Annotated in this window: 17 protein-coding genes; 13 read left to right on the top strand and 4 right to left on the bottom strand. The window is 72.2% G+C overall.

Features of this window, described 5'->3' with window-relative positions; genetic code table 11:
* Positions 1-48: 48 nt before the first annotated feature.
* Complete coding sequence (locus IEZ27_RS04095; protein ID WP_125640006.1) at positions 49-354, top strand: hypothetical protein; 306 nt, start codon at positions 49-51, stop codon at positions 352-354.
* Between the two features lie 105 nt (positions 355-459).
* On the opposite strand, the gene IEZ27_RS04090 is transcribed toward IEZ27_RS04095, so the two are convergent.
* A complete protein-coding gene (locus IEZ27_RS04090) occupies positions 460-1,155 on the bottom strand; it encodes a GntR family transcriptional regulator (protein WP_189645999.1) in 696 nt (231 codons plus the stop codon).
* Between the two features lie 125 nt (positions 1,156-1,280).
* Between IEZ27_RS04090 and IEZ27_RS04085 the strand changes: the two genes are divergently transcribed.
* Positions 1,281-1,970 carry an N-acetylmannosamine-6-phosphate 2-epimerase gene (locus IEZ27_RS04085; protein ID WP_189645998.1) on the top strand — a complete coding sequence of 230 codons (690 nt, stop codon included), beginning with the start codon at positions 1,281-1,283 and terminating at the stop codon, positions 1,968-1,970.
* Positions 1,971-2,245: 275 nt separating this feature from the next.
* Positions 2,246-3,070 (top strand): ROK family protein, encoded by an 825-nt coding sequence (locus IEZ27_RS04080; RefSeq protein WP_189645997.1) that lies wholly within the window; start codon positions 2,246-2,248, stop codon positions 3,068-3,070.
* On the opposite strand, the gene IEZ27_RS04075 is transcribed toward IEZ27_RS04080, so the two are convergent.
* Complete coding sequence (locus tag IEZ27_RS04075; RefSeq protein ID WP_189645996.1) at positions 3,060-4,028, bottom strand: ankyrin repeat domain-containing protein; 969 nt, start codon at positions 4,026-4,028, stop codon at positions 3,060-3,062. The two genes, IEZ27_RS04080 and IEZ27_RS04075, sit on opposite strands and share 11 nt — an antisense overlap.
* Before the next feature lie 235 nt (positions 4,029-4,263).
* Here IEZ27_RS04075 and IEZ27_RS04070 point away from each other — a divergent pair, with 235 nt between their 5' ends.
* The 4 genes from IEZ27_RS04070 to bla all read left to right on the top strand — a co-directional run bounded on the left by IEZ27_RS04070 (position 4,264) and on the right by bla (position 8,001).
* Positions 4,264-4,980 carry a thermonuclease family protein gene (locus tag IEZ27_RS04070; protein ID WP_189645995.1) on the top strand — a complete coding sequence of 239 codons (717 nt, stop codon included), beginning with the start codon at positions 4,264-4,266 and terminating at the stop codon, positions 4,978-4,980.
* A 115-nt stretch (positions 4,981-5,095) separates the two neighbouring features.
* Positions 5,096-5,482, top strand: a complete 387-nt coding sequence (locus IEZ27_RS04065; RefSeq protein WP_189645994.1) for a hypothetical protein — start codon at positions 5,096-5,098, stop codon at positions 5,480-5,482.
* Between the two features lie 103 nt (positions 5,483-5,585).
* Positions 5,586-6,926 carry an MFS transporter gene (locus IEZ27_RS04060; protein WP_229823220.1) on the top strand — a complete coding sequence of 447 codons (1,341 nt, stop codon included), beginning with the start codon at positions 5,586-5,588 and terminating at the stop codon, positions 6,924-6,926.
* 163 nt (positions 6,927-7,089) lie between these two features.
* Positions 7,090-8,001, top strand: a complete 912-nt coding sequence (gene bla / locus IEZ27_RS04055; RefSeq protein WP_189645993.1) for a class A beta-lactamase — start codon at positions 7,090-7,092, stop codon at positions 7,999-8,001.
* Positions 8,002-8,167: 166 nt separating this feature from the next.
* On the opposite strand, the gene IEZ27_RS04050 is transcribed toward bla, so the two are convergent.
* Positions 8,168-9,418, bottom strand: coding sequence for a serine hydrolase domain-containing protein (locus IEZ27_RS04050; protein WP_189645992.1), 1,251 nt, complete (start codon positions 9,416-9,418; stop codon positions 8,168-8,170).
* A 356-nt stretch (positions 9,419-9,774) separates the two neighbouring features.
* Between IEZ27_RS04050 and IEZ27_RS04045 the strand changes: the two genes are divergently transcribed.
* Positions 9,775-10,929 carry an FxsB family cyclophane-forming radical SAM/SPASM peptide maturase gene (locus IEZ27_RS04045; RefSeq protein ID WP_189645991.1) on the top strand — a complete coding sequence of 385 codons (1,155 nt, stop codon included), beginning with the start codon at positions 9,775-9,777 and terminating at the stop codon, positions 10,927-10,929.
* A gap of 11 nt (positions 10,930-10,940) precedes the next feature.
* Complete coding sequence (locus IEZ27_RS04040; protein ID WP_189645990.1) at positions 10,941-12,260, top strand: HEXXH motif domain-containing protein; 1,320 nt, start codon at positions 10,941-10,943, stop codon at positions 12,258-12,260.
* Here the strand turns inward: IEZ27_RS04040 and fxsT are convergent.
* Positions 12,250-14,751, bottom strand: a complete 2,502-nt coding sequence (gene fxsT, locus IEZ27_RS04035) for an FxSxx-COOH system tetratricopeptide repeat protein (RefSeq protein WP_189645989.1) — start codon at positions 14,749-14,751, stop codon at positions 12,250-12,252. The two genes, IEZ27_RS04040 and fxsT, sit on opposite strands and share 11 nt — an antisense overlap.
* 186 nt (positions 14,752-14,937) lie before the next feature.
* Here fxsT and IEZ27_RS04030 point away from each other — a divergent pair, with 186 nt between their 5' ends.
* The 4 genes from IEZ27_RS04030 (at position 14,938) to IEZ27_RS04015 (ending at position 21,474) form a co-directional block, all read left to right on the top strand.
* Complete coding sequence (locus IEZ27_RS04030) at positions 14,938-15,087, top strand: hypothetical protein (RefSeq protein ID WP_189645988.1); 150 nt, start codon at positions 14,938-14,940, stop codon at positions 15,085-15,087.
* 165 nt (positions 15,088-15,252) lie between these two features.
* Positions 15,253-17,172: a tetratricopeptide repeat protein gene (locus IEZ27_RS04025; protein ID WP_189645987.1), complete on the top strand. Its 1,920-nt coding sequence runs from the start codon at positions 15,253-15,255 to the stop codon at positions 17,170-17,172.
* A gap of 148 nt (positions 17,173-17,320) precedes the next feature.
* Positions 17,321-18,649 (top strand): MFS transporter, encoded by a 1,329-nt coding sequence (locus tag IEZ27_RS04020; RefSeq protein ID WP_268246033.1) that lies wholly within the window; start codon positions 17,321-17,323, stop codon positions 18,647-18,649.
* A gap of 53 nt (positions 18,650-18,702) precedes the next feature.
* Positions 18,703-21,474: a P-loop NTPase fold protein gene (locus tag IEZ27_RS04015; protein WP_189645985.1), complete on the top strand. Its 2,772-nt coding sequence runs from the start codon at positions 18,703-18,705 to the stop codon at positions 21,472-21,474.
* The last annotated feature ends 2 nt before the right edge of the window (positions 21,475-21,476 follow it).

The following is a 21,476-nucleotide window of genomic DNA, read 5'->3' as shown; positions in this document are numbered from 1 at the left end:
CTTTCCTAAGCAATTCTCGCCGCGCGTACACCTCCGAGGAGCCTCCGCATGAACGCGAGAAGATGGGCCGCCGGCTGCGCGGCGCTGACCACGGGGGTGGTGCTGCTGACCGCCCCGGCCGCCTCCGCCGCCCCCACGGGCTGTACGTACCAACTCAACACGGGCGAGCGCTGGGCCACGAGCTACTGCCCGAGCGGCACCGGCGAGCACCGCATCCACGTGATCCAGCGCCACTTCCTGCCCGAGGTCGGCCTGATCGCGATCGAGGGGCCGTGGGTGCCGGCCGGGCAGACCTCCTACACCGGTATCACGGCGCACACCACCGTGAGCGTCTGGGTGGACACCCGCGGATGAACACCAACGGATACGGCGGCTTCCGCCGCCACCTGCCTCACGCCAACTAGGCGCCCGGCCCACCCGGCCACGAGCCTCGGCCCGCGGTCCCGTACGGGCGGGCGGTCAGCGGCGGACGTCGATCTCGTAGGAGTAGCGGTCGCCGCGGTAGATCGACTTGGCCGCCTCCACCGCCCTCCCCCGCTGGTCGTAGGCCACCCGCTCGACCAGCAGCGCGGGGGACAGCGGGGCCGCGCCCAGCAGCCCGGCCTCCTCGGGCTCCAGCACCGTGGCCCTGATCGACTGCTCGGCCCGCTCCAGCCTGATCCGGTACGCGCCCGCCAGCACCTCGTACAACGACCCGCCGAGCGGCCGGTCGAGCAGTCCGGGCACGAGCGCGGCCGGCACGTGCGCCCGCTCCAGGCACATCGGCGAACCGTCGGCCGTCCGCACCCGGCACAGCCGTACGACGGCGTCGGCCGGGCTGATCCCGAGCGCCTGCCCGACGCGGGCCCCCGCGGGCACCTCGGCCGCCTCCAGCAGCCGTGACCCCGGCTCCAGCCCCCTGCCCCGCATGTCCTCGCTGAACGACGTCAGCTCGATCGTCTTGGTGATGCTCCGATGGGCGACGAACGTGCCCGCGCCCTGCACCCGGTAGACCCGCTGGTCGGTCTCCAGCCGGTCGACCGCCCTGCGCACGGTCAGCCTGCTCACCCCGAACTCCTCGGCGAGTTCGCGCTCGGCGGGCAGCCGCTCGCCCGGCCGCAACTCGGTCTCGATGAGCGTGAGCAGGTGGTCTCTGAGCCGGCCGATCTTCGTCACGGGGGTCGTCCTCGGTCAGGGGTGCGCTCTTGACGCTCCGATCGTAATTGGGCTATACCAATCGGGCAACCTGGAGGTGGGCTGCTGCCTCGCTACCTCGCTGTCGACAGATTGGGCTGTACCAGATGGACGTGGTGACCGCGATCGAAGGCGGGTTGGTGGTGAGCTGCCAGGCGCCCGAGGGCCATCCGCTGCGCGACCCGCGTGCCATCGTGCTCCTCGCCAGGTGCGCCGAGCTGGGCGGCGCGGCCGGACTGCGGGTGAACGGGCCCGAGGACGTCCGCGCGGTCAAGGCCGTCACCGGCCTGCCGCTCATCGGCCTGGCCAAGGTGCCCCGGCCGCACGCCCGGCCCCTCATCACGCCCTCCTTCGCGCTGTGCGAGGAGCTGGTGCGGGCCGGGGCCGACCTGGTCGCCCTGGAGGTCACGGCGGAGGCCGAACCTTCGGCGGGCGACCTGCCGGGGCTGGTCGAGCGGGTACGCCGGGAGCTGGGGGTGCCGGTCATGGCCGACGTCTCGACGGCGGAGGAGGGGGTGCGGGCCTGGGAACGCGGCGCGGCGCTGGTCTCGACCACCCTGTCGGGCTACACCCCGTACACCCTTGCTTCCGGTCCCGAGCCCGACCTCGCCCTCGTCGGGGAGCTCGCCGCCCTGGGGATCCGTATGGTCGCCGAAGGGCGGCTGCGTACGCCGGAACACGTGGCGGAGGCGTTCGCGCGAGGGGCCTGGTCCGTGGTGATCGGCGGCGCGATCACCGACCCGCTCGCCATCACCCGCCACCTCACCGCGGCCACCCCGGCCGGAAGCCGCCGATGACGTCCCGGGCGTACGCGGGCGGCGGCGTCCGGGCCGTGCTCGGCATCGACATAGGCGGCACCAAAACCGCCGCCGCCCTGATCCCAACCACACAGCTCCCAGCCCCCACACCTCCGGGATCCACTACCCCAGGATCCGTGACCTCGGGCACCACGAGGCCGGGATCCGCCTCCCCGACCACCGCGTCCCCGGGATCTCCCTCCTCGGGTTCTCCTGGGGCGGGGGTCTGTCTTTTCGCTCGGGTCCGGACGCCTGCCGAGGGGGGTGCGGCGGCTGTGCTGGCCGCCGCGCTGGACCTGGCCGCGGACCGGCTCGCCCAGGCCCGCGCCGCCGGCATGGACGTCGTCGCCTGCGGCGTGGGCAGCGCGGGGACGGTCGACGCGAAGGGCGTGGTCACGCACGCCACCGACGCCCTGCCCGGCTGGCGGGGCACCGACCTGACCACCGCCTTCGCCGACCGACTCGGCCTGCCGGTGACGGTGCTCAACGACGTACACGCCTGGGGGCTCGGGGAGGCCCGGCACGGCGCGGCCAAGGGCAGCCGCCTGGCCCTGGTCCTCACGATCGGCACCGGCGTCGGCGGCGCACTCGTACGGGACGGCGAACTGCTTCGAGGCCGCTACGGCATGGCAGGCTCCCTCGGCCACACCCCGGCCCTCTTCCCCACCACTCACGCAGCCACCGGCCCGAGCACCGGCACCGATATCGACACGGCTCGCCCGTGTCCGTGCGGGGCGGCCGGTCACCTGGAGGCGTACGCGGCGGGCCCGGCGATCCTGGCCGCCTACCGCGCCCGCGGCGGCACCGCCGCCGACCTGCGCGACCTGGCCGGGACCGCCGACCCCGTGGCTCTCCAGGTGATCCACGAGGCCGCGGGCTTCCTGGGCAGGTCGATCGCCGCCGCCACCACCCTCCTGGACCCCGACGTGATCGTCCTGGGCGGCGGCGTCACCGGCCTCGGCGACCTCCTGACCGTCCCGTTGACCGAGGCCGTGCGCCGGCACACGCCCCCCGGCCTCGGCCCGATCCCGGTCAGGCTCAGCACGCTCGGCCCCCACGGGGCGGTGCTGGGCGCCGCCTCGGCCGCTTTCACCCCGTGACGTCCCCCCGAGCCGGAAGGCGCAGCCAGAGGTCGGGCGGTCCGAGCACGGGCCGGGCGTCGGTCAGCCGCAACCCCGCGTACGCGCAGGCGTAGGCGACCGCCTCCTCCTGGTACAGGAAGGCGGCCAGGACCTCGTCGGCCGAGCTGTCCGGCGTCACCAGGCCGACACCCGGATGCGCGTCCCACTCCTCGATCACGCCGTCCCGCGAGCTGCAGCCCCGGTCGCCGCTCGTCGGGTCGGCGATCAGCGCGTAGCAGACGGTCCCCGCCGAGAGGCGGTTGATCACGTCGGCGCCCGCCACCTCGAACCCGTCGCGCCGGCTGACCACGCACCCGCCCGGCACGTCGGTGGCCCCCACCAGGCCCACCCCCTCGCCCGGGTACGGCCCGTCGAGGACCCCGTCAATCCCGGCCCCCTCGGCGACGGCCGCCCCCAGCCGCCGCGCGGCCTCCGCCGCGGTGATGCCCGCGACGCACGCCAGCCCCAGCCCTTCGTACGTGAAGTCGCCCAGGGCCTCGATCAGCCGCTCGGCCTCCAGCACGGCCGCGTTCTCCGCCTCCGACAGCGTGGGCTTGTCCCGGGGGAAGGGGAAGAACAGGCCAGGGTTGGGCCCGGCCAGGCTGAGCCGCCCTGGCGACCAGCCGCCCGTCATCGGCCGCCACGGGTCGGCCCCGGCCGCGGCCAGGGCGAGCGCGTTGTCCCTGCGGTTAGTGAACACGGCCTGCCAGAGCGCGCTGCGCCCTTCGTGGACGGCGTCCACGTCGCCGACGCGGCGGGCCAGCTCGGCGATCACCTCAGGCGAGCCGTACTCGGCCGCGAGGTGCAGCGGCGGGCCCTGATGCCACAGGTCCGCATGCGGGTCGGCGCCGGAGTCGAGCCGAGCGCGGATCTCGCCCAGGTCGGACCAGTCATTCCAGCCCAGCCCCACCCATCCGGCTTCCTTGGTGACAACCACGGCACCCCCCAGAGGCAGTTCTCGAACACCAGTACGAGCATACCGTGATCCCCGTGGGCCGCTCCACAACTCCGGCCGCTGCCGGAGGGGCCTCGACCGGCGACCCGACAAACCCTAGACGTAGGGTCGCCGCACCTCGACCAGGAGTGACATAACCGTTCCCTCCCGGAGGTACACCTCTGTCTACCCAAGGGCGTCTCCTCCCGTCCGGATCTTCCGTCCCTGGAGTCACGCCATGCGCCCGAACGCAAGCACGGCCAGGATCGTCACCACCGCGGCCGCCCTGTTCCCCCTCGCCCTCGCCGTCTCCGTGAGCGCGCCGGCCGGGGCGGCGGCCGTCCCCAAGGGGACGCTCTCCGCCCGCGTCGTCAAGATCGTGGACGGCGACACCGTGGACGTCATGCGGGCCGGCACGAAGTTCCGCGTGCAGCTCCTGGAGGCGGACACCCCTGAGCGCGGGCAGTGCTGGTTCAAGGCGTCGGCGGCCCGTACGGCGGCGCTCCTGCCACTCGGGACGACGGTGTACCTGCTCGCCGACAGGACGCCGAAGGACCGCTACGGCCGGCGGCTCTTCTACGTGTGGAACGCCAAGGGCTTACACGTCAACCGCAACCTGGTCCGCTACGGCTACGGCAAGGCCGTCCTGTTCAAGCCGGACGACAAATACATCGCCGTCTTCAAGGCGGACGAGGCCAAGGCCAGAGCGGAACGGCTGCGGATCTGGTCCGGCAGGTGCGACACGACCGGCTCCACCCCGTCCCCGAGCCCGACCCCGCGCCCCACCAAGACCCCACAGCCCACCACGAGCGCCCCGCCGTCCGGCACCGACCCGCGTTTCCGTACCTGCGCCGAGGCGAACGCCGCCGGCTACGGCCCGTACCGCCGCGGCGTCGACCCCGAGTACGCCTGGTACCAGGACCGCGACGGCGACGGGATCGTCTGCGAACGATGACCACCCCGGCCGGACGGCAGGGGTGCGGGCGGGAGGCACGGGCGGGCCGGGTTCTGTCGTCCGGCGCTGCTATGAATGGCGTGACCGCCCGACGCCTCGGAGGAGCGTGCCGTCCATGGCCTCAGTGATGTTCCGCGACGAGAGCGCGACCGGGCGCGCCCTGGCCGAGTTCGCCCTGCCCGGCCTGCCCGACCGCATCACCGCCCGCGAGCTCGTACGGCTGCGCGTCAGGGAGGAGGTCGCCCGGCACAACGCCGCCCCGGCGACCTCCGTCCAGGGCCTGGTCAGGCCGACGGACGCCGAGCTCGACGGCTCCCGCGTGCGCACCCCGCGTCATCTGGACTGGGAGCGGCAGGCCGACGCCGCCGAGCGTGCCTTCGGCCGTAACGGGTTCCTCCTGTTCGCCGGCGAGCGGCAGATCGAGGACCTCGACACGGAGATCGACCTGTCCCTCGACCCCGTGGTGTCGTTCGTCCGGCTCGTCCCGTTAGTGGGAGGGTGACAGCGGCATGCGGCGGCTGCCCGCGGCCCGCCGGGGTGCGTTGACGCGGTAGCGGGTGTCCGGCGGGTTCGAGCTGCCGGAAGGCTGGTGAAAGGCGGGTCAGGTGGATGTGAACCTCGCGGAGTTGCGCGCCCGGGTCGACGGCTCCCCGATGTCACGTGCCCAGTGGTCGGCTGTCGCCGTTTGTGTGCTGCTCAACGTGGTGGACGGGTTCGACATCATGGTCATGTCCTTCACGGCCGCCGCGGTGTCGCAGGAGTGGTCGTTGTCGAGCTCACAGCTCGGCCTGCTGCTGAGCGCCGGCCTGGCCGGGATGGCGGCGGGATCGTTGCTGCTGGCCCCGCTGGCCGACCGTGTCGGGCGCCGGACGCTCATCCTGGCCTGTCTCGTGCTCGCCGCCGCCGGGATGCTGGGCTCGGCGCTGAGCCGGGACGCCGTACAGCTCGGCCTGCTGCGCGTGCTCACCGGCCTCGGCACCGGCGGCATCCTGGCCGCCGGCAACGTCATCACCGCCGAGTACGCCAACAGCCGCTGGCGGGGCCTGGCCGTCAGCCTGAACGTGACCGGCTACGCCGTCGGCGCCGGCGCGGGCGGCGTCCTCGCGGCGGCGCTGCAGGGCGGGACCGGCTGGCGGTCGGTGTTCGCCTTCGGCGGCGTCGCCACGGCCCTGCTGGTCGGCGCGGTGTTGTGGCGGCTTCCCGAGTCGCTGGACTTCCTGCTCACCCGCCGTCCGCCGCACGCCCTGGACCGTCTCAACGGGCTGCTGCGCGCGATGGGCCGGCCCGGCCTGGAGTCCCTGCCCGGCGCTCCCGCCAGGCGGGCGTCCCGGATCCGGCTGCTCCTCACGCCTGGGCTGCGCCGTACCACGCTGCTGATCTGGACCGGCTTTCTCGTCGCCATGTCCACGTTCTACTTCGTCTCCAGCTGGACACCGAAGCTGCTGGTGGAGGCGGGCCTGACGGCCGAGCAGGGCATCGCCTGGGGGGTGGCGCTCAACCTCGGCGGCGTCGCCGGCACCCTGCTGCTGGGCCTGCTGGCCGCCCGGTTCGGGATCAGGCGCCTGCTGGTGGTCTACACCCTCGCCGCGGCCGTGCCGCTCGCCGCGTTCATCCCGGCCGTCTCCCTGTACGGGCTGTCGCTCGCGCTGGGCGTGCTGATCGGCGTGTTCGTCAACGGCTGTGTCGCCGCCCTGTACACCCTCGCCCTGTCCGCGTATCCGCCCGAGGTCCGCGCGACCGGCCTGGGCTGGGGCGTCGGCGCCGGCCGTATCGGCTCGCTGGCCTCCCCGCTGCTGGCCGGCGGGCTGCTCGACGCGGGCTGGGACGTGGCGCGGCTCTACCTGGCGGTGGCGGTGGTGTTCACGGCCGGCGGCCTGCTGGCGGCGCGGGCGGCCGGTCTCCCGTCCGGCACACCGCGCTCGCCTCACGCGCTGCAACGCCGCTGACCTGCGTTCATATCGAAGTCCGAATGACAGAGGAACCCATCACAATATTGGACACATATCCGCTGCCCGTGGTCTTCTGATCGCCGCCAAGAACGATCAGGATGAAGACCAGGGGGCTGACATGAAGCACGTTCGTCACGGCCGGCCAGGCTGGGGAGGCTCCATGGCGGCGATCGCCACGGCGCTCGCGGCCGTCGCCGCTTTGGGCGCACCCGCGGGAGCCGAGGCGCGCCCCGCGTCCGCCGCGCGCCCTGTCTCCGGTACGGCCGAGGTCAAGCAGCAACTGCGCGCACTCGAAGTCTCCTACCGGGGACGCATCGGGGCCTACGCGATCGACACGGGCACCGGCAAGACCCTCTCCTACCGGGGCGGGGAGCTTTTCCCCAGCCGGTCCACCTTCAAGGCCATCTTGTGCGGCGCCATCCTGACCAAGGCCCGCACCACCGACCCCGGCCTGCTCCAGCGCACGCTGCACTGGACCGCGCAGGAGGTGGTCAGGGACTCGCCGATCACCGAACTGCCGGAGAACGTCAAGAACGGCATGACCGTCGATCGCCTGTGCCACGCCGCGATCACGGTCAGCGACAACACCGCGGGCAACGTACTGCTCAAGCAGATCGGCGGGCCCGCGGGCCTGACCCGCTACTACCGCTCGCTCGGCGACCCCGTCGGACGGCTCGACCGCTGGGAGCCGGAGCTCAACGACTGGAAGCCGGGCGAGAAGCGCGACACCATCAAGCCGGCGTTCATGGCCCGCAGCCTGAGCAAGCTCACCGTCGGCGACACCCTGGAGCCCAAGGACCGGCAGCGGCTCAACGAATGGCTGCGGGCCAGCACCACCGGACCCGAGCGCATCCGCAAGGGGCTCCCGTCCACCTGGATCGTGGGCGACAAGACCGGCGGGGCCGCAGGGGCGTACGCACCGGGCAGCGACATCGCCGTCGCCTGGCCGCCCACCGGCGCCCCGCTGATCATCGCCGTCTACACCAACCGCGACGACCCGGCCGCGACCATGGACAACAGCGTGATCGCCAAGACGGCGACCCTCTTGGCCCGCGGCCTGGGCCGCCTGTAGCGGGCGTACGCGCCTGAGGCGCCGCGGCGGTCGAGAGGCGTGCGGTGAGCGCGCCGCCCCAGGTGTGCGGGGCGGCGCGTGGAGACGGCCACCGGGCCCTCTGGGCGGGGGCGCAGAGGGTCACAGGGCCCCGAAGGCCGGCCCCTCAGGGGGCCCGGAGGAGGGGTCAGAAGTAGCGGGAGGTCAGGTCGGTCGTGGGCCAGGAGGTTACGGTGACCTTGTTCATGTCGTCGTCGATCGTGTCGAAGTCGAGCGACCCCGTCTCCTCCCGCCGGTTGAACACGACCGCGTAGCTGAAGCCGTTCTGCAGCCGGGCCAGGTACGAGAACGTGCCGGGCATCGAGCCGTCGTGCCAGGTGTTGAGGTGGCCGGTGACCTGGCGCACCCACCAGCCGCCGCCGTACCAGGAGCCGTACTGGTTGACGCCGATCTCCGGCTTGGCGAACAGCTTGGCGATGGAGGCCGAGCTCAGCACCGTGCCGGGCCGGTCGAAGGCGAGGGTCCAGCGGACGAGGTCGACGGCGGAGGCCAGCCAGCCGCCGTTGGCGTCCTGGTTGGGCATGTTGAAGCCGCCGTACGGGTACGGCACGACCGTCCCGGAGGTGTCCACCACGGACTTGTTCGTGTACTGCGACTCGTAGCCGACCTCGCCCGGCGCGGCCTCGCTCTTGAGGCTCCGGCCGAGCCGCATGCGGGTGATGCCGAGCGGCTGGAGCAGCTTGGTCCGGATGTACGACTCGTACGACATCCCGGAGACCTTCTCGATGATGCGCCCCAGCAGCAGGTAACCGTAGTTGCTGTAGACCATCTTGGCGCCGGGGGCGAAGTCGAGCTGCCGGGCGGTGGCGTACTTGATGATGTCGGCGTGGCGGATCGGCAGCGGCACGTCGAGCGCGGCCGAGATGGTGTGGTCCAGCCAGAGCTGGTCCTTGGAGACGTCGCGGTCCCAGCCGCCGAGATGCTGCATGAGGCGCAGTACGGTGACCTGCCCCATGCGGGCGTCGGCGGGGGTGAGCCCGAGGAGCTGGGTGACCTTGGCCGACAGGCTGAGCTTGCCGTCCTGCACCAGGCGCATGATCGCGGCGGAGGTGATGTTCTTGCTCAGGCTGGCGACCCGGAACAACGACGTCGGCGACACCGTGGGCAGGGCCCTGGAGAAGTCGTTGTAGCGGTAGCCACGGGCCAGGACGATCTTGCCGCTCTTCATGATGGCGAGCTGCGCGGCCGTGATCTTTCGGTCCAGTACGAACTTCCGCACCAGCTTGTCGAACCCGGCCAGCGAGGCGGGCGCCACCCCCGACACCTCCACCCCCGGCACGGGCGCCGCCGCCCGCGCCGCCGTTCCGGGCGCCAGGACCGCGGCCGGCACCGCGATCGCACTCGCCTTGAGCAGGTCTCTCCGGGAAAGCAGCGTCACGTCAGGCTCCCAAGTCACATCCGTACCGTAGAGCCACGTATCTTACGGATGTTTCGGTCATCCTTGACAAGAACCTGCCAGATCGACCCCCGCTCGGGGCGGGCACGATGACGGCTGGTCGCCGGGTGGACGGGCGCTCCACAAGCCAGCCGAAAACAGGTTGAATACTATTCATCGCGTCGAGACAAATATGACCGAGCAGTGAGGCGTCATGACTCGGTCCTCCACAATCTGCCATAACTCAGCTAGCATCGTGAATCACTCGGATTTTTCCGGCGGGTGCGGGGTGTTCCAGGTTGACCTACCAGGTGGAGGACCTAGCTGGAGAGTGGCCCGCTACTCTCAATGTCCCCGAAATGCTGCGAAACGGATGGCGTCCTCATCCCTTCCGGCAATACCTCCTTAAAGTGCACAGTCGTTGCAACCTCGCGTGCGACTACTGCTACGTCTACACCCTCGCCGACCAGAGCTGGCGCTCGCGGCCCATGGTCATGACCCCGGAACTCGTCGCGATCGCCGCCGAGCGCATCGCCGAGCACGCCGCCGCCCACGACGTACGCTCCGTCAAACTGATCCTGCACGGCGGCGAACCCCTGCTCGCCGGCCACACCTACCTGCGCGAGATCGTGGAGACCGTACGCGGCAAGGCGGGCCCCGACCTGCACGTCGACGCGGCGGTGCAGACCAACGCGGTGCTCCTGAACGAGGACACGCTGCGCTCCTTCAGCGACCTCGACCTGACGGTGGGGGTGAGCCTCGACGGCAGCCGGCGCGCCAACGACCGCAACCGGCGCTTCGCCAACGGCCGCAGCAGCTACGACCTCGTCTCCGACGCGCTCGGCCTGCTGCTGACCCCGGAGTTCCGGCACCTGTACAACGGCCTGCTCTGCACGGTGGACCTGGCCAATGACCCGATCGAGACTTATGAGTCCCTGCTGCAATTCCGGCCCCCCGCGATTGATTTCCTGATCCCGCACGGCACCTGGGAATCGCCGCCGCCCGGCCGCTTTCCGGACTCACCGAAAACCCCGTACGCCGACTGGCTGACCGCCATTTTCGACCGCTGGTACGGGCAGAGCGGCGAAACCGTCGTACGCCTTTTCCAGGAGATCATGAACGTGCTGATGGGCGGTTCGTCGGCCAGCGAGGCCATCGGGCTGACGCCGTCCACCGTGGTCGTGATCGAGACCGACGGGACGATCGAGCAGACCGACTCCTTGAAGGTGGTCGGGCAGGGCGCCCCGGGCACCGGGCTGAACATCGTCGACCACCCCTTCGACGCCGCCCTTGAGCACCCCGGGATGGTGGCCAGGCAACTCGGCTGGGACGCCCTGGACGACACCTGCAAGGCGTGCAGGTTCGGCCGGGTGTGCGGCGCCGGCCTCTACCCGCACCGCTACCGGCCGGGCAGCGGCTTCCGCAACCCCTCGGTCTACTGCCCCGACCTCTACCGGCTGATCGAGCACATCCATTCCCGCCTCGTCAGCGATCTCCGCCGGGCCACCCGCTGAAAGGACCGCGCATGCCCCCCAGGCACCACCGGATACCCGACGACGTGCTGACCCGGCTCGCCGCCGGTGGCGGCGGCGCCGAGGCCGCGCGCCACCTCGCCGCCGCCGAGTGGAGCAAGCGCCGGTTGCTCGTGTTGCGCCTGGCTCGGCTGGCCGCCGACTCCGGCCACCCGCACGCCGAAGCCGCCGACCACGCCTATGACGTGCTCGCCGAGGTGGAGAAGAAGCGGCCCGACGCCGTACGAACCGCGCTCGGGCACCCGGCGGTGGGCGCGTGGGCGGCGCAGACGGTGGGCGCGCTGGAACGGGGCCGGACGCCCGCGCTCGGCCCCGGGCACCTGGGCGCGGTGGCGGCCGTCGCGGCGCTCAAGGCGGGCATGCCCTGCCGGACCGAGGCCCCGGCGCCCGGCGGCGACCTCGCACTGCCCGCGCTCGGCCGGCTCTCGCTCCCCGGCCCGGACGTGCCCGACCTCGTCGAGGTGCACGTCCACGCCGACGGCCGGATGACGGCGGGCGGCGTACGGCTGCGGCCCGGCCAGGGCGAGCACCCCGGCTGGCGGCCCCTCCACCGGCTGGCCACGGCGGACGGCCGCCTGAGCCTCCTGGTGGACGACCTCCACCCCTTCCGCTGGACCCCCTCGACCCTGATCGAGGGACGGCTGCCCGAACCCGAGCTGCCCCGCTGGCAGGAGTGCCTGGAGTCGGCCTGGCAGACGTTGCGGCGGCACCACTGGACGATCGCGGACGAGACCCGCGAGCTCGTCTCCGTGCTCACCCCCGTCCAGGGGCCGGCCCAGGGGATGAACAGCGCGTCGGCGGCCGACCGCTTCGGCACGGTCGCCATGTCGACGCCTCCCGACGGCCGCTGGCTGGCCTCCACCTTCGCCCACGAGGTCCAGCACGCCAAGCTCGGCGCGATCCTGGACGTCCTGCGGCTGCTGGAACCGGACGACGTCGTCCACTACGCGCCGTGGCGGCCCGACCCCCGCCCCCTGTCGGGCCTCGTCCAGGGCGCGTACGCCTACCTCGGCGTGTCCGGCTTCTGGCGGCGGCAGCGGGAGCACGAGAGCGACCTGCGCCCGCACATCGAGTTCGCCCGCTGGCGGGAGTCCGCGTACGCGGTGACCGGCACCCTGCTGGACAGCGGCCGGCTGACCGACATCGGCGAGCGGTTCGTCTCCGGGATGCGGGCCACCCTGGCGGCCTGGCTGGCCGAGCCGGTGCCTCCCGCCGCGCTCGACGAGGCGAGGCGGGAGGCGGAGGCTCATCTGGACGCGTGGCGGGCACGCAATCCGGGCTTCTCACCCGACGGCGGCGCGATCACAGCGTGAACGGGTCGAAGTCCCAGTTGAACCGCTCGCCCCTGGCCGCGACCACCCGCTCCGGGTGGTTCGGCGGGAGGAGCCGCTCGTATCCGGCCATCGTCCTGTCGTACAGGGCCTTGCCCTCCGACTCGTCGCCGGTGGCGCGCATGTCGATCGACAGGTTGATCGCGCCGGCCAGCGACAACAGGTTGTCCGGTCCGTAGAAACTGCGGATCTGCTCCAGCACCTGCTCGTCCAGCTCGCGCGCCGCGACCGGGTCGCCGAGCGCCGCGTGGTCGCTGGCCAGGTTGATCGTGCTGCTGCAGGTGTAGAGGTGGGTGGGGCCGAGCCTGTCCATGAGCCCGGCGCGCGCCGCCGAGTCCAGCTCGCTCGCCTTGCGCGCGTCGCCGCGCAGGCGGTGGAGCAGCGCCAGGTTGATCATGCAGCCGTACGTGAAGGGGTGCTGGTCGCCGAACGCGTGCTGGTAACGCGGCAGCGCCTTGCGGGCCAGCTCCATGGCCTCCTCGGGCAGGTCGGCCTGACGCAGGGCGTTGCTGAGCGCGACCGCGGCGGCCATCGTCTCCGGGCTTTCGTAGCCGTAGAGCTTCAGCAGCCGGTCATGGGTCTCCCGGATCAGCTCGAGCGCCCCTTCGAGGTCGCCCACGCGCCGCCGGGCGATGGCGAGATCGCGGGCCGTCATCAAGGTGAGCGGATGCTCGATCTCCAGTTCCCTGATGCCGTGAGCGTAGGCCTCCTCCCCCACGTCACGGGCGCGGGCGTGGTCGCCGACCAGGCGCGCGACGCGGGCCAGGCCGTTCCAGGCCATCTGCTCGTCCCAGGTGCTGACACCCTGACGCGCGCTGCTCATCTCGATGAAGGCGAGTTGCTGGAGTTCGAGGGCGGTGTCGTACTGGCTGAGCAGCGCGTGGTCGAGCGCGAGATTGTTGATCGCACGCAGGGTGGCCGGGTCGAGCGGCCCGAACACCCGCTCGTGCGCCTCAAGGGACGCCTCGTCCTGCTGGTACGCCTCGCGGAACATGCCCTGGGCGCGCAGGTTGGCGCCGTAGGTGAGGGACATGCGCAGCGTCTCCTCATGGTCGGGGCCGAACGTCTCCCGCATGAGGTCGAGCGTGCGCTCGTTCAGCTCGCGCGAGTCGTTGTAGGCGCCCATCTGCCACAACACGTTCCCGAGGTGGCGGCGCAGCCGCAACACGTTGGCGCTGCCCGGCCCGCTGCTCTCCGACCACTGGGCGAGGAACTCCTCGGCGAGCGTCTTGGCGGAGGTGTAGTTGGCCACGCGGTAGAGGTAGCGGACCACGTCGATGCCGAACCGCTGCACGGCGTCGTCGGTGCTCAGGACGAGCCCGGACGGGCGGACATGCGGCAGGAGGTTGGCGAAGTCGTCCCAGCTCGACGTGCTCTCGGGGTCGGCGGGGGCGCCGCCGGCCAGCAGCAGGTGCACCTCGCGGCGGATCTCGTCGCGTTCCGGCTCCTTGAGCGAGTCGCGCAGGAGCGCCTGGACCAGCCGGTGGACCTGCACGGTGCCCGCGTCCTGCTCGATCTTCACCAGGGCGAACCGGTTGAGCTCGGCGAACGCCTGGTTGAGCACCAGCGGGTTGGCCAGGATGGGCCCCATACGCTGGGCGCCGCTCTTGTTGCCGCGCCGGAACACCACGCGCGGGATCGGGTCGGGGCCGAAGAAGGCCAGGCAGCGCAGCACCTCGGCGGCCTCGGGCAGCCGGTTCTCGATCTCGTGCACCGACAGCTGCCAGGCCGCCGTCATCGAGTGGGGGTATTCGGTGGACTTGCCCATGCCGAGCAGGGCGCGGGTCTGCCTGGTCAGCAGCTCGACGTACTCGTCGGTGGACATGCCGGTCATGACCTGGAGGGCGGCGGCCTGCTCCAGCGCCAGCGGGAGGTCGCCCAGCTCGCCGGCCAGGCGCTCGGCCTCCTGCTGGGCCACGTTGCGCTCCAGGCGCTTGCGCAGGAACGCCACGCTCTCGGCGGTGGAGAAGACGTCGACGGGGACGGTGTCGGCCACGCCGCTCCACCGGCTGTTCCTGGAGGTGATCAGCACGTGCCCAGGGCCACCCTGGGGGATGAAGTCCTTGATCTCCTCCGGCTCGTCCGCGTTGTCGAAGACGAGCAGCCATCTGTCGATGGGGTCGCCACGCTGGAGCGCGTCGCGTACGGACGCCGCCGCCTCCTCGATGCCCGCGCTGCCCGCCGAGGGCAGTTTCAGCTCGTTCGTGAGCGCGGCCAGGGTGCTCGGCACCAGCATCGGCTGGTCGGCGGGCACCCACCAGACCAGGTCGTAGAAGCCGCGGTACTTCCACGTGTACTCGACCGCGAGCTGGGTCTTGCCCACGCCGCCGAGCCCCTGCAAAGCTTGGGGCAGGGGCACGACCGCGGCCTTCGTCGTGGTCGTGAGGCTCTCCCGCAGCTCCTCAAGGAGACTTTCGCGCCCGGTGAAATGCTTATTACGGCCTGGAATCTTCTTGCCCCAAATGGGGGGCATCCGGGGCGTCGCCTGAGTACTGGCCTGCTCGCTCACGTCGCCTCCGCTCTTCCTGCACGTTATTACCGATCCTACGATTGATTTCTGCCGAATGGAGACCAGACAATCGTAATCGAGACCCGATCGGGGCGTCCGGCGAAAAGGAGCCGTTTTACGGGCGACCGTAAACCGGCAGAAGGAGGGTTTATGGGCGACGACCGCGGGACCGAGCTCATCGATGTCAGCGACGTGAACCTGGAGGACCTCAAGCGCCTGCAGAACCCGGCGCTGCTGCGCGCGCTGCAGGCGTCCGGCAACGGGGAAGGGCCTGTGGCGGGCTTCACCTCGGTCATCTGATTCGCGGCGGTATTCAACCACGACGCCGGAAAACAGGCGGCGGCGGCGCGGGCGGAGTACGGTGGGGGTACTTCCCTTCGCGTTTGTCGCCCGGCAACCGCATTTCCCTCCCGCGACGAGACGACGGACGAATATCGACCCCTACGGCACCGACGGAGTGTGGCCATGACTTCCAGCGGCAGAGGCCTGACGCCGTTCGTCGGCCCACACCCCTTCCGCCGGGACGACGCGCCGAAATTCTTCGGCCGCGAACGGGAGATCGACGAGCTGACGAAACGCTGGACGCAGAGCCGGCTGACCATTCTGCACGGCGCTTCCGGGGTCGGTAAGACGTCGCTGGTGACCGCCGGCGTGCTCCCCCGGCTCGACGCCACGCGCGCCGACGTGCTGCCGGTGGGCACGGTGTCGCGGCCGCCGTTCGTGCCCGCGGCCGTCATCCCCGGCGACAGCGATCCGCACGTCTTCGGCCTGCTGGCGTCGTGGTCGCCGTACGAGAACCCCATCCGCTTCGCGGGCCTGACCGTGAGCGCCTACCTGCGGCGGCACCACTGGAGCCCGCACGGCGGGCTCATCATGGCCGTGCTCGACCAGGCCGAGGACGTCTTCACCACCTTCCGCCGCGACCGCGGCGCGCACCCGCACCTCCTCGACCAGCTCAGCGACGCGGTCGGCGCGTGCGACCGGGACCTCCCGCTGCGCCTGCTCGTCGTGGTCGGCGACGAGCACGTCGAATCCCTGCGCAGGCACGACGGGTTACGCGCGCACATCATCCAGGGCGCCTCCTACCGGCTGAAACCGCTGGGCGTCGAGCCCGCTCTTCAGGCGTGCCGGCGGCCGTTGGAGGCGGCCGGCCGCGCGTTCCGTCCGGGGGTGGCCGAACGGCTCGTCGACGAGCTGCGCCGCACCGGGCCCGGGCCGCTGGGGCCGGGAGCCGTCGAGCCCCTCCATCTGCAACTGGCGTGCGCGGCGTCGTGGGAGTCCGTGAGCGAGGGCTCGGCGGCGATCGGGCCGGCCGACCTCGCCGACGTCAACGAGGTGCTGGCCGGTTTCTGCCACCGCGCGATCGCGGCGGTGGCCCGCGACCATCTGCGCGGGGACGCCGACGGGCTGCGCGCGCTGCTGCGTCCGCTCGCCCGGGTGCGCGGTCTGCGCGGCGCCGGCGGCGAACGGCTGCCGGAGCCGATCGCCCGCGCGCTCCTGGCCCACCACGTGATCCGGCCGGGCCGCAAGCACCGCTGGGAGATGCCCGCCCGGCTGGTACGGCCGTTCCTGCGCGGCCCGTCCTCGCCCGCGCCGCCGCCCCCGCCGGCCGACCGCCTGGCCGCCACGAGCGCCGCGCTGCACCAGGGCTGGTTCGCCCTCGCCGAGGACCTGGCCGGGCAGGAGGTCCGCGACCCGGCCGGCACCAGGTCGCGGGCCCGCGCCGAGTCCCTGCTGGGAGACGCGGCCTACCTCCAGAACGACCTCGGCGGCGCGCTCGCCCACTACCGCGAGGCCGCCCGGCTGTTCGACACCACGCGGGGCACCGACCAGATCGTCGCGACCCTGCTGACCGCGGCCGGCCGCATCCTGATGGACCAGGGCGCCTACCGGGCCGCCGTCACGGAGCTGCGCTCGGCGGTCCGCCGCAGCACCGAGCCGGTCATCCAGACCGAGCTGGCCTGGGCCCTGTGGTACCTCGGCCAGGAGAGCGGCGCGGTGGACGTGCTCGACGGCGCGCTGCGTTCCGACGGCGACACCCCCGAGGCCCTGCGCGCCCGCGGGGAGATCCTGTCCGACCTGGACAACCCGGAGCGCGCCCTGCGCGACCTGGACAAGGTACGCCCGCACGAGCTGGCCTCCACCCGGGCCGCGTACGCGCTGGCCCTGGCCCGCAACGGCGACGTGGGCAACGCGGTCAAGGCGATGCCGCCGCTCGACGTGCACAGCGACCCGGCGACCCTGCTGCGCGCCGCCCGGGTCATGAAGGCCGCGGGACGCGACTCGGAGGCCGCCCGGCTGGCCCGGCAGGCCCGGCGCGGCACGAGCCGGCGCCCGCTGCCGCCCCAGCTGACCGCCGAGGCCGACCGGCTGATCGTCACGTAGCGGCAGCTCAAAGAGATCTTCACGGAAAGATCGCCCGGAGCTGGCAAAGTGGCGGCCAGCGGTGCTCTATTCTCTGAGCGTGCCACGGCTCCGATCCGTGCGCCGGATCGTAGCAAGCGCTACCCACGCCCGAAGTTCGCGAGCCGTGATGGCGGGCGTGCAGCAGATCCGGTGCTTCAAAGAGCTTCTCACCGACTATCCGGCATTTCGGCGGTCATGGGTGGGATCCACCATCTCCATGCTCGGCAGCCGCACGATCGGCGTGACGTATCCGCTGCTGGCCTACACGCTGACCGAGTCCCCGACCTGGATCGGCTGGGTCATGTTCGCCTCGACCGTCCCAGGGCTGCTCTGGTACGTCCCCGCCGGGGCGCTCATCGACCGGCTCGGCCCGCGGCGGGTGATGGTGTGGAGCGAGTACGCCCGCGGGATCCTCGTCGCCGGGCTCTGCGCCGCGATGGCGTTCGACGTGCTGCGGCTCCACCATCTCGTGATCGTCGCCCTGCTCGAAGGCACACTCTCGATCAACTCGTCGGTGGCCGAGACCGCGCTGATCCCGACCACGGTCAAGCCGGGCAACGTCGAGACGGCGCTGGCCCTGCACGAGGGGTCCGTGCACGGCATGGTCCTGGCGGGCCGCCCGCTCGGCGGGATGTTGTTCGGGCTCGGGCCGATCGTGCCGTTCCTGGCCAACACCCTCATGTTCTTCTCGGCCGGCCGGGTGCTGAGCAGACTGGAACGCGACATCACCGCGAAGGGGCCGCGCGGCAGGCTGCTCGCCGACATGCGCGCCGGGCTCGTCGAGTTGTGGAACCACCGGTTCCTGCGGGCGGCGACCATCGTCACCGCGCTGATGAACCTCATGGTTCAGGGCCTGATCGTGGTGTTCCTGTCGAAGGCGACCAATGACGGCCTGCCCTCGGCGCTGGCGGGCGTCATCCTGGCCGCCTCGGGGATCGGGGGGATCGCCGGGGCCCTGCTCTCGCCCAGGTGGCGGCACATCTGGCAGCGGGTGGTACGGCGGGCGTCCCGCCGACGACGGGCAGCCGTCCTCATCGACCGGTTCGGGCTGGCGCGGCTCGACGGGTCCATGATGCTGGCGCACACCTGGATGTGCGCGGCCGCGCTCACCCTGCCCCTGGCGCTCAACCAGGCCCCGCCGGTGTTCGCGGTGTCGCTGGCCGCCATCGGCCTGACGGGCGGGCTGAGCAACGTCACGATCCGCACGGCGCTGAGCCGCGTGCCGTCCGACCTGGTCGCGCGGGTCGTGGGCGTCTCCCGGCTGGGCAGCTACAGCGCGGTCGCGCTCGGCCCGCTGCTGGCCAGCCTGCTCATCGGGCGGGTCGAGCCGTTCGCCGCCCTGCTGTTGTTGTCGCTGACCGTGCTCGTGCTGGCCCTGGTGGTGACCCTGGTGCCGGTGCTCCGGAGCAGCCTGATCCCTCAAGGGGAGCCGGAGAGCGTGCCTGTCACGTCGTGAGCGATTCGCCGGGATCACGTGCATCGGCGATCGTTTTACGTTGCAATGCAGGCATGGCGAGTGCCCGGCGCGTGTTGTCGTCCTCCTGCCTGCTCGTGCTCCTCGTGCTCGTCTGGTTTCCGGCGGGCACTCTGGCCGCGCGGGCGGCGGCGGGGCCGGAGTTCCTGGAGCAGGAGCAGTTGTCCATCCCGCTGGAGCGGGTGCCCGGCGGCAGGTGGGACGTCGTGGTGATCAACCCGGGCGCTGCGGCGGCCGTCGAGGTGCGGCTCGCCGGGTCGCTGGCCGACGCGCTGGCGGTCCAGGGCGGGCGGGCGTACGTCGCCGGCGGCGGCAGCGCGACCTTTCGGCTCGTGCCCGGCAGGCGGCCCCACGCGGGGACCGGCGAGCTGGTGCTGATCTCGGCGGACGGCGTGGACCGGCTGCGTGTGACGGTGACGCCGCCCGCCCCCTTCCTGACCCGCTACCCGTTCGTCCCGGTGCTCGGCGGTCTGCTGCTGCTCGCCGGATTCGTGGCGCTGCCCCTGTGGCGGCGGCGCCGTACCGCGTCCGGCGAGAGCCGCCCGCCGCGTACGGGCGGCGCCGTACGGCCGGGCCTGCGGGGCTTCACCCACAGCGACGAGCCGGCCCACGCGGACGAGCTGAACCGCGCCGAGTACGCCCGCCACCTCGCCGAGCTGGCCCGCCACGCGACCCCGCCCATGGTGATCGGCGTCTACGGGGAGTGGGGCACCGGCAAGACCTCGATGCTGATGCAGGTACGCGACGAGCTGCGCGACGCCCCCGAGTGCGCCCACGTCTGGTTCGACCCCTGGCGGCACCAGTACGACGAGAACCCCGTCCTGCCCCTGCTGCACGTCATCGTCAACGACCTCGGCCTGGCGGGCCGGGAGAACGTGCGCCGCACGCTGCGGACGATCTCCGACGTGCTCGGCTCCCTGGTCATGTCCGCGTCGTTCAAGATCAACTTCTCCGACGTCCGCAAGTCGATGGAGGACTACGACGCCGAGCACTTCCGCGTCCGCTCCGAGCTCACCCGCCTGGACGAGCACCTCGGCGAGCTCATCGACGAGGCGCTGGCCGCCCGCGGCAAGCAGCGCCTGATCGTGTTCGTCGACGACCTCGACCGCTGCGACGCCGACCGGATCACCTCCCTGCTGGAGGTGCTGAAGCTGCACTTCAACCGCAACAACTGCGTGTTCGTCCTGGCCCTGGCCAAGGGGCCGCTCATGGCCGCCGTCAGGGAGAAGTACCAGGACCCGGTCGGCGACTACCTCGACAAGATCATCCAGTTCCCGTTCGAGATGCCGCGGCTGTCCGAGCGGGACTTCACCCGCTACCTCGACGGCCTGCTCACCCTCACCGACGACATCAGGGCCGCCGGCGGCATGCTCAGGTGCGGGCTGCGCCGCAACCCGCGCGCCGTCAAGCGGTTCGTCAACGTGCTCATCCTTCAGGACCGCGTCGCCAAGGCCAGGAAGCTGGACCCGTACGACGTCTCCGTGCTGGCCGCCGTCCTGCTGCTGCGTGACGGCGCTCCGAAGGTGTACGCCGAGCTCATGGACGACCCGTCGCTGCTCCAGCGCATCGCCTGGCAACTCGGCGCGCCCGAGGCCGGCGAGCCCGGGGAGCCCGGGGAGTGGGGCGGGCTGGCCACGCGGATCGTACGGGAGCTGGCCGGGTCGCCCGCGGGCGTGCCCGACGACGTGCGGACGTACATCGACCTGGTGCGCGACTCCCCGCTGCCGCAGCCCGGCGACCTGTCCGACGGCCCGCCGCAGGGCCGGCCGGAGGTGCCGGAGCTCATCCGGCTGAACGAGCTCTCGCTGAAGGCCGTACTGGAGAGCCTGGCGGCGGCCGTGCGCGAGCGCACCGGACGGCCCGCCGGGGACGGGCCCCGCGTGCTCGACCCGGTGGTGCGCTTCCGCGGCCAGGACCACACCGGGATGGCCGCCGTCGAGGACGCCGTCACCCGCGGCGGCGCGAAACTCCTGGTCACCGGCCCGCCCGGGGCCGGGAAGACGGTGCTCGCCGAGCGGCTGGCCGCCCACCTGGCCGAACGGCGCGCGCCGCAGAGCCCGGCGTTCCTGCCGTTCGCGGCGCTGAAGACCGAGTTCCCCGAGCACGACCGGTGGGTGACGCACGCGCTGGTGTCCGAGTACCGGATCTCCCTGCCCGACGCCAACGCGATGGTACGGCGGGGCTCGTTGTCACTGATCCTCGACGGCCTGGACACGCTGGACCAGGACAAACGCGCGGCGTTCCTGCAATGGGCCCGCGACGCCGCCTGCGGCGTGGTGATCACCAGCCGCGACGGGCCGGTCCCGGGCCTGGAGGAGGTACGGATGCTCGGCGTGCCCGCCACCGAGGTGCGCCGCCAGTTCGAGGCGGCGCTGGCCGCCCACGGGATCGAGCCGGACCGCCTGCTCGGCCTGACCTCCGAGCTGCTGAGCTCCCCCCAGCTCCTCACCGTCCTCACCGGCGGCCAGAAGTGGATCGAGGACCTGCCGGACCAGCCCGTCCGCTTCGTGCCCTGGTACGCCGACTGGACCCTGAGGGCGACGGCCGCCGCCGGGTTCGCTCCGGACGCCGTCGCCCAGGGCCTGCGGGACCTCGCCAGGTCGACCCGGCACGACGGTCACCACATGTTCTCCGGCGAGGACTCCGCCGTCCGGACCGTCCTGTGGCGCGCCGGCGTGCGCACGGTGGAGGCTCCGGCGCTGCTCGCCGCCGCGACCCGGGCGGGCCTGCTGCGCGAGTGCGGGCCGCGGGTCTACCACTTCCTCCACCCGCTGCTCCGGGAGCACCTGGCGGGGCTGGAGCTCTGAGC

This window comes from Nonomuraea spiralis (assembly GCF_014648435.1).
Taxonomy (GTDB): domain Bacteria; phylum Actinomycetota; class Actinomycetes; order Streptosporangiales; family Streptosporangiaceae; genus Nonomuraea; species Nonomuraea spiralis.
Note: the sequence above shows the minus strand (reverse complement) of the source record. Positions and strands in the feature narration are given on the sequence as shown.

Coding starts and splice junctions, on each gene's coding strand:
- IEZ27_RS04085 (WP_189645998.1), top strand. CDS start 1,281: ATGGACGTGGTGACCGCGATCGAAGGCGGGTTGGTGGTGAGCTGCCAG.
- IEZ27_RS04040 (WP_189645990.1), top strand. CDS start 10,941: ATGCCCCCCAGGCACCACCGGATACCCGACGACGTGCTGACCCGGCTC.
- IEZ27_RS04070 (WP_189645995.1), top strand. CDS start 4,264: ATGCGCCCGAACGCAAGCACGGCCAGGATCGTCACCACCGCGGCCGCC.
- IEZ27_RS04020 (WP_268246033.1), top strand. CDS start 17,321: ATGGCGGGCGTGCAGCAGATCCGGTGCTTCAAAGAGCTTCTCACCGAC.
- IEZ27_RS04030 (WP_189645988.1), top strand. CDS start 14,938: ATGGGCGACGACCGCGGGACCGAGCTCATCGATGTCAGCGACGTGAAC.
- IEZ27_RS04065 (WP_189645994.1), top strand. CDS start 5,096: ATGGCCTCAGTGATGTTCCGCGACGAGAGCGCGACCGGGCGCGCCCTG.
- IEZ27_RS04095 (WP_125640006.1), top strand. CDS start 49: ATGAACGCGAGAAGATGGGCCGCCGGCTGCGCGGCGCTGACCACGGGG.
- IEZ27_RS04045 (WP_189645991.1), top strand. CDS start 9,775: ATGCTGCGAAACGGATGGCGTCCTCATCCCTTCCGGCAATACCTCCTT.
- fxsT (WP_189645989.1), bottom strand. CDS start 14,751: ATGCCCCCCATTTGGGGCAAGAAGATTCCAGGCCGTAATAAGCATTTC.
- bla (WP_189645993.1), top strand. CDS start 7,090: ATGGCGGCGATCGCCACGGCGCTCGCGGCCGTCGCCGCTTTGGGCGCA.
- IEZ27_RS04025 (WP_189645987.1), top strand. CDS start 15,253: ATGACTTCCAGCGGCAGAGGCCTGACGCCGTTCGTCGGCCCACACCCC.
- IEZ27_RS04015 (WP_189645985.1), top strand. CDS start 18,703: ATGGCGAGTGCCCGGCGCGTGTTGTCGTCCTCCTGCCTGCTCGTGCTC.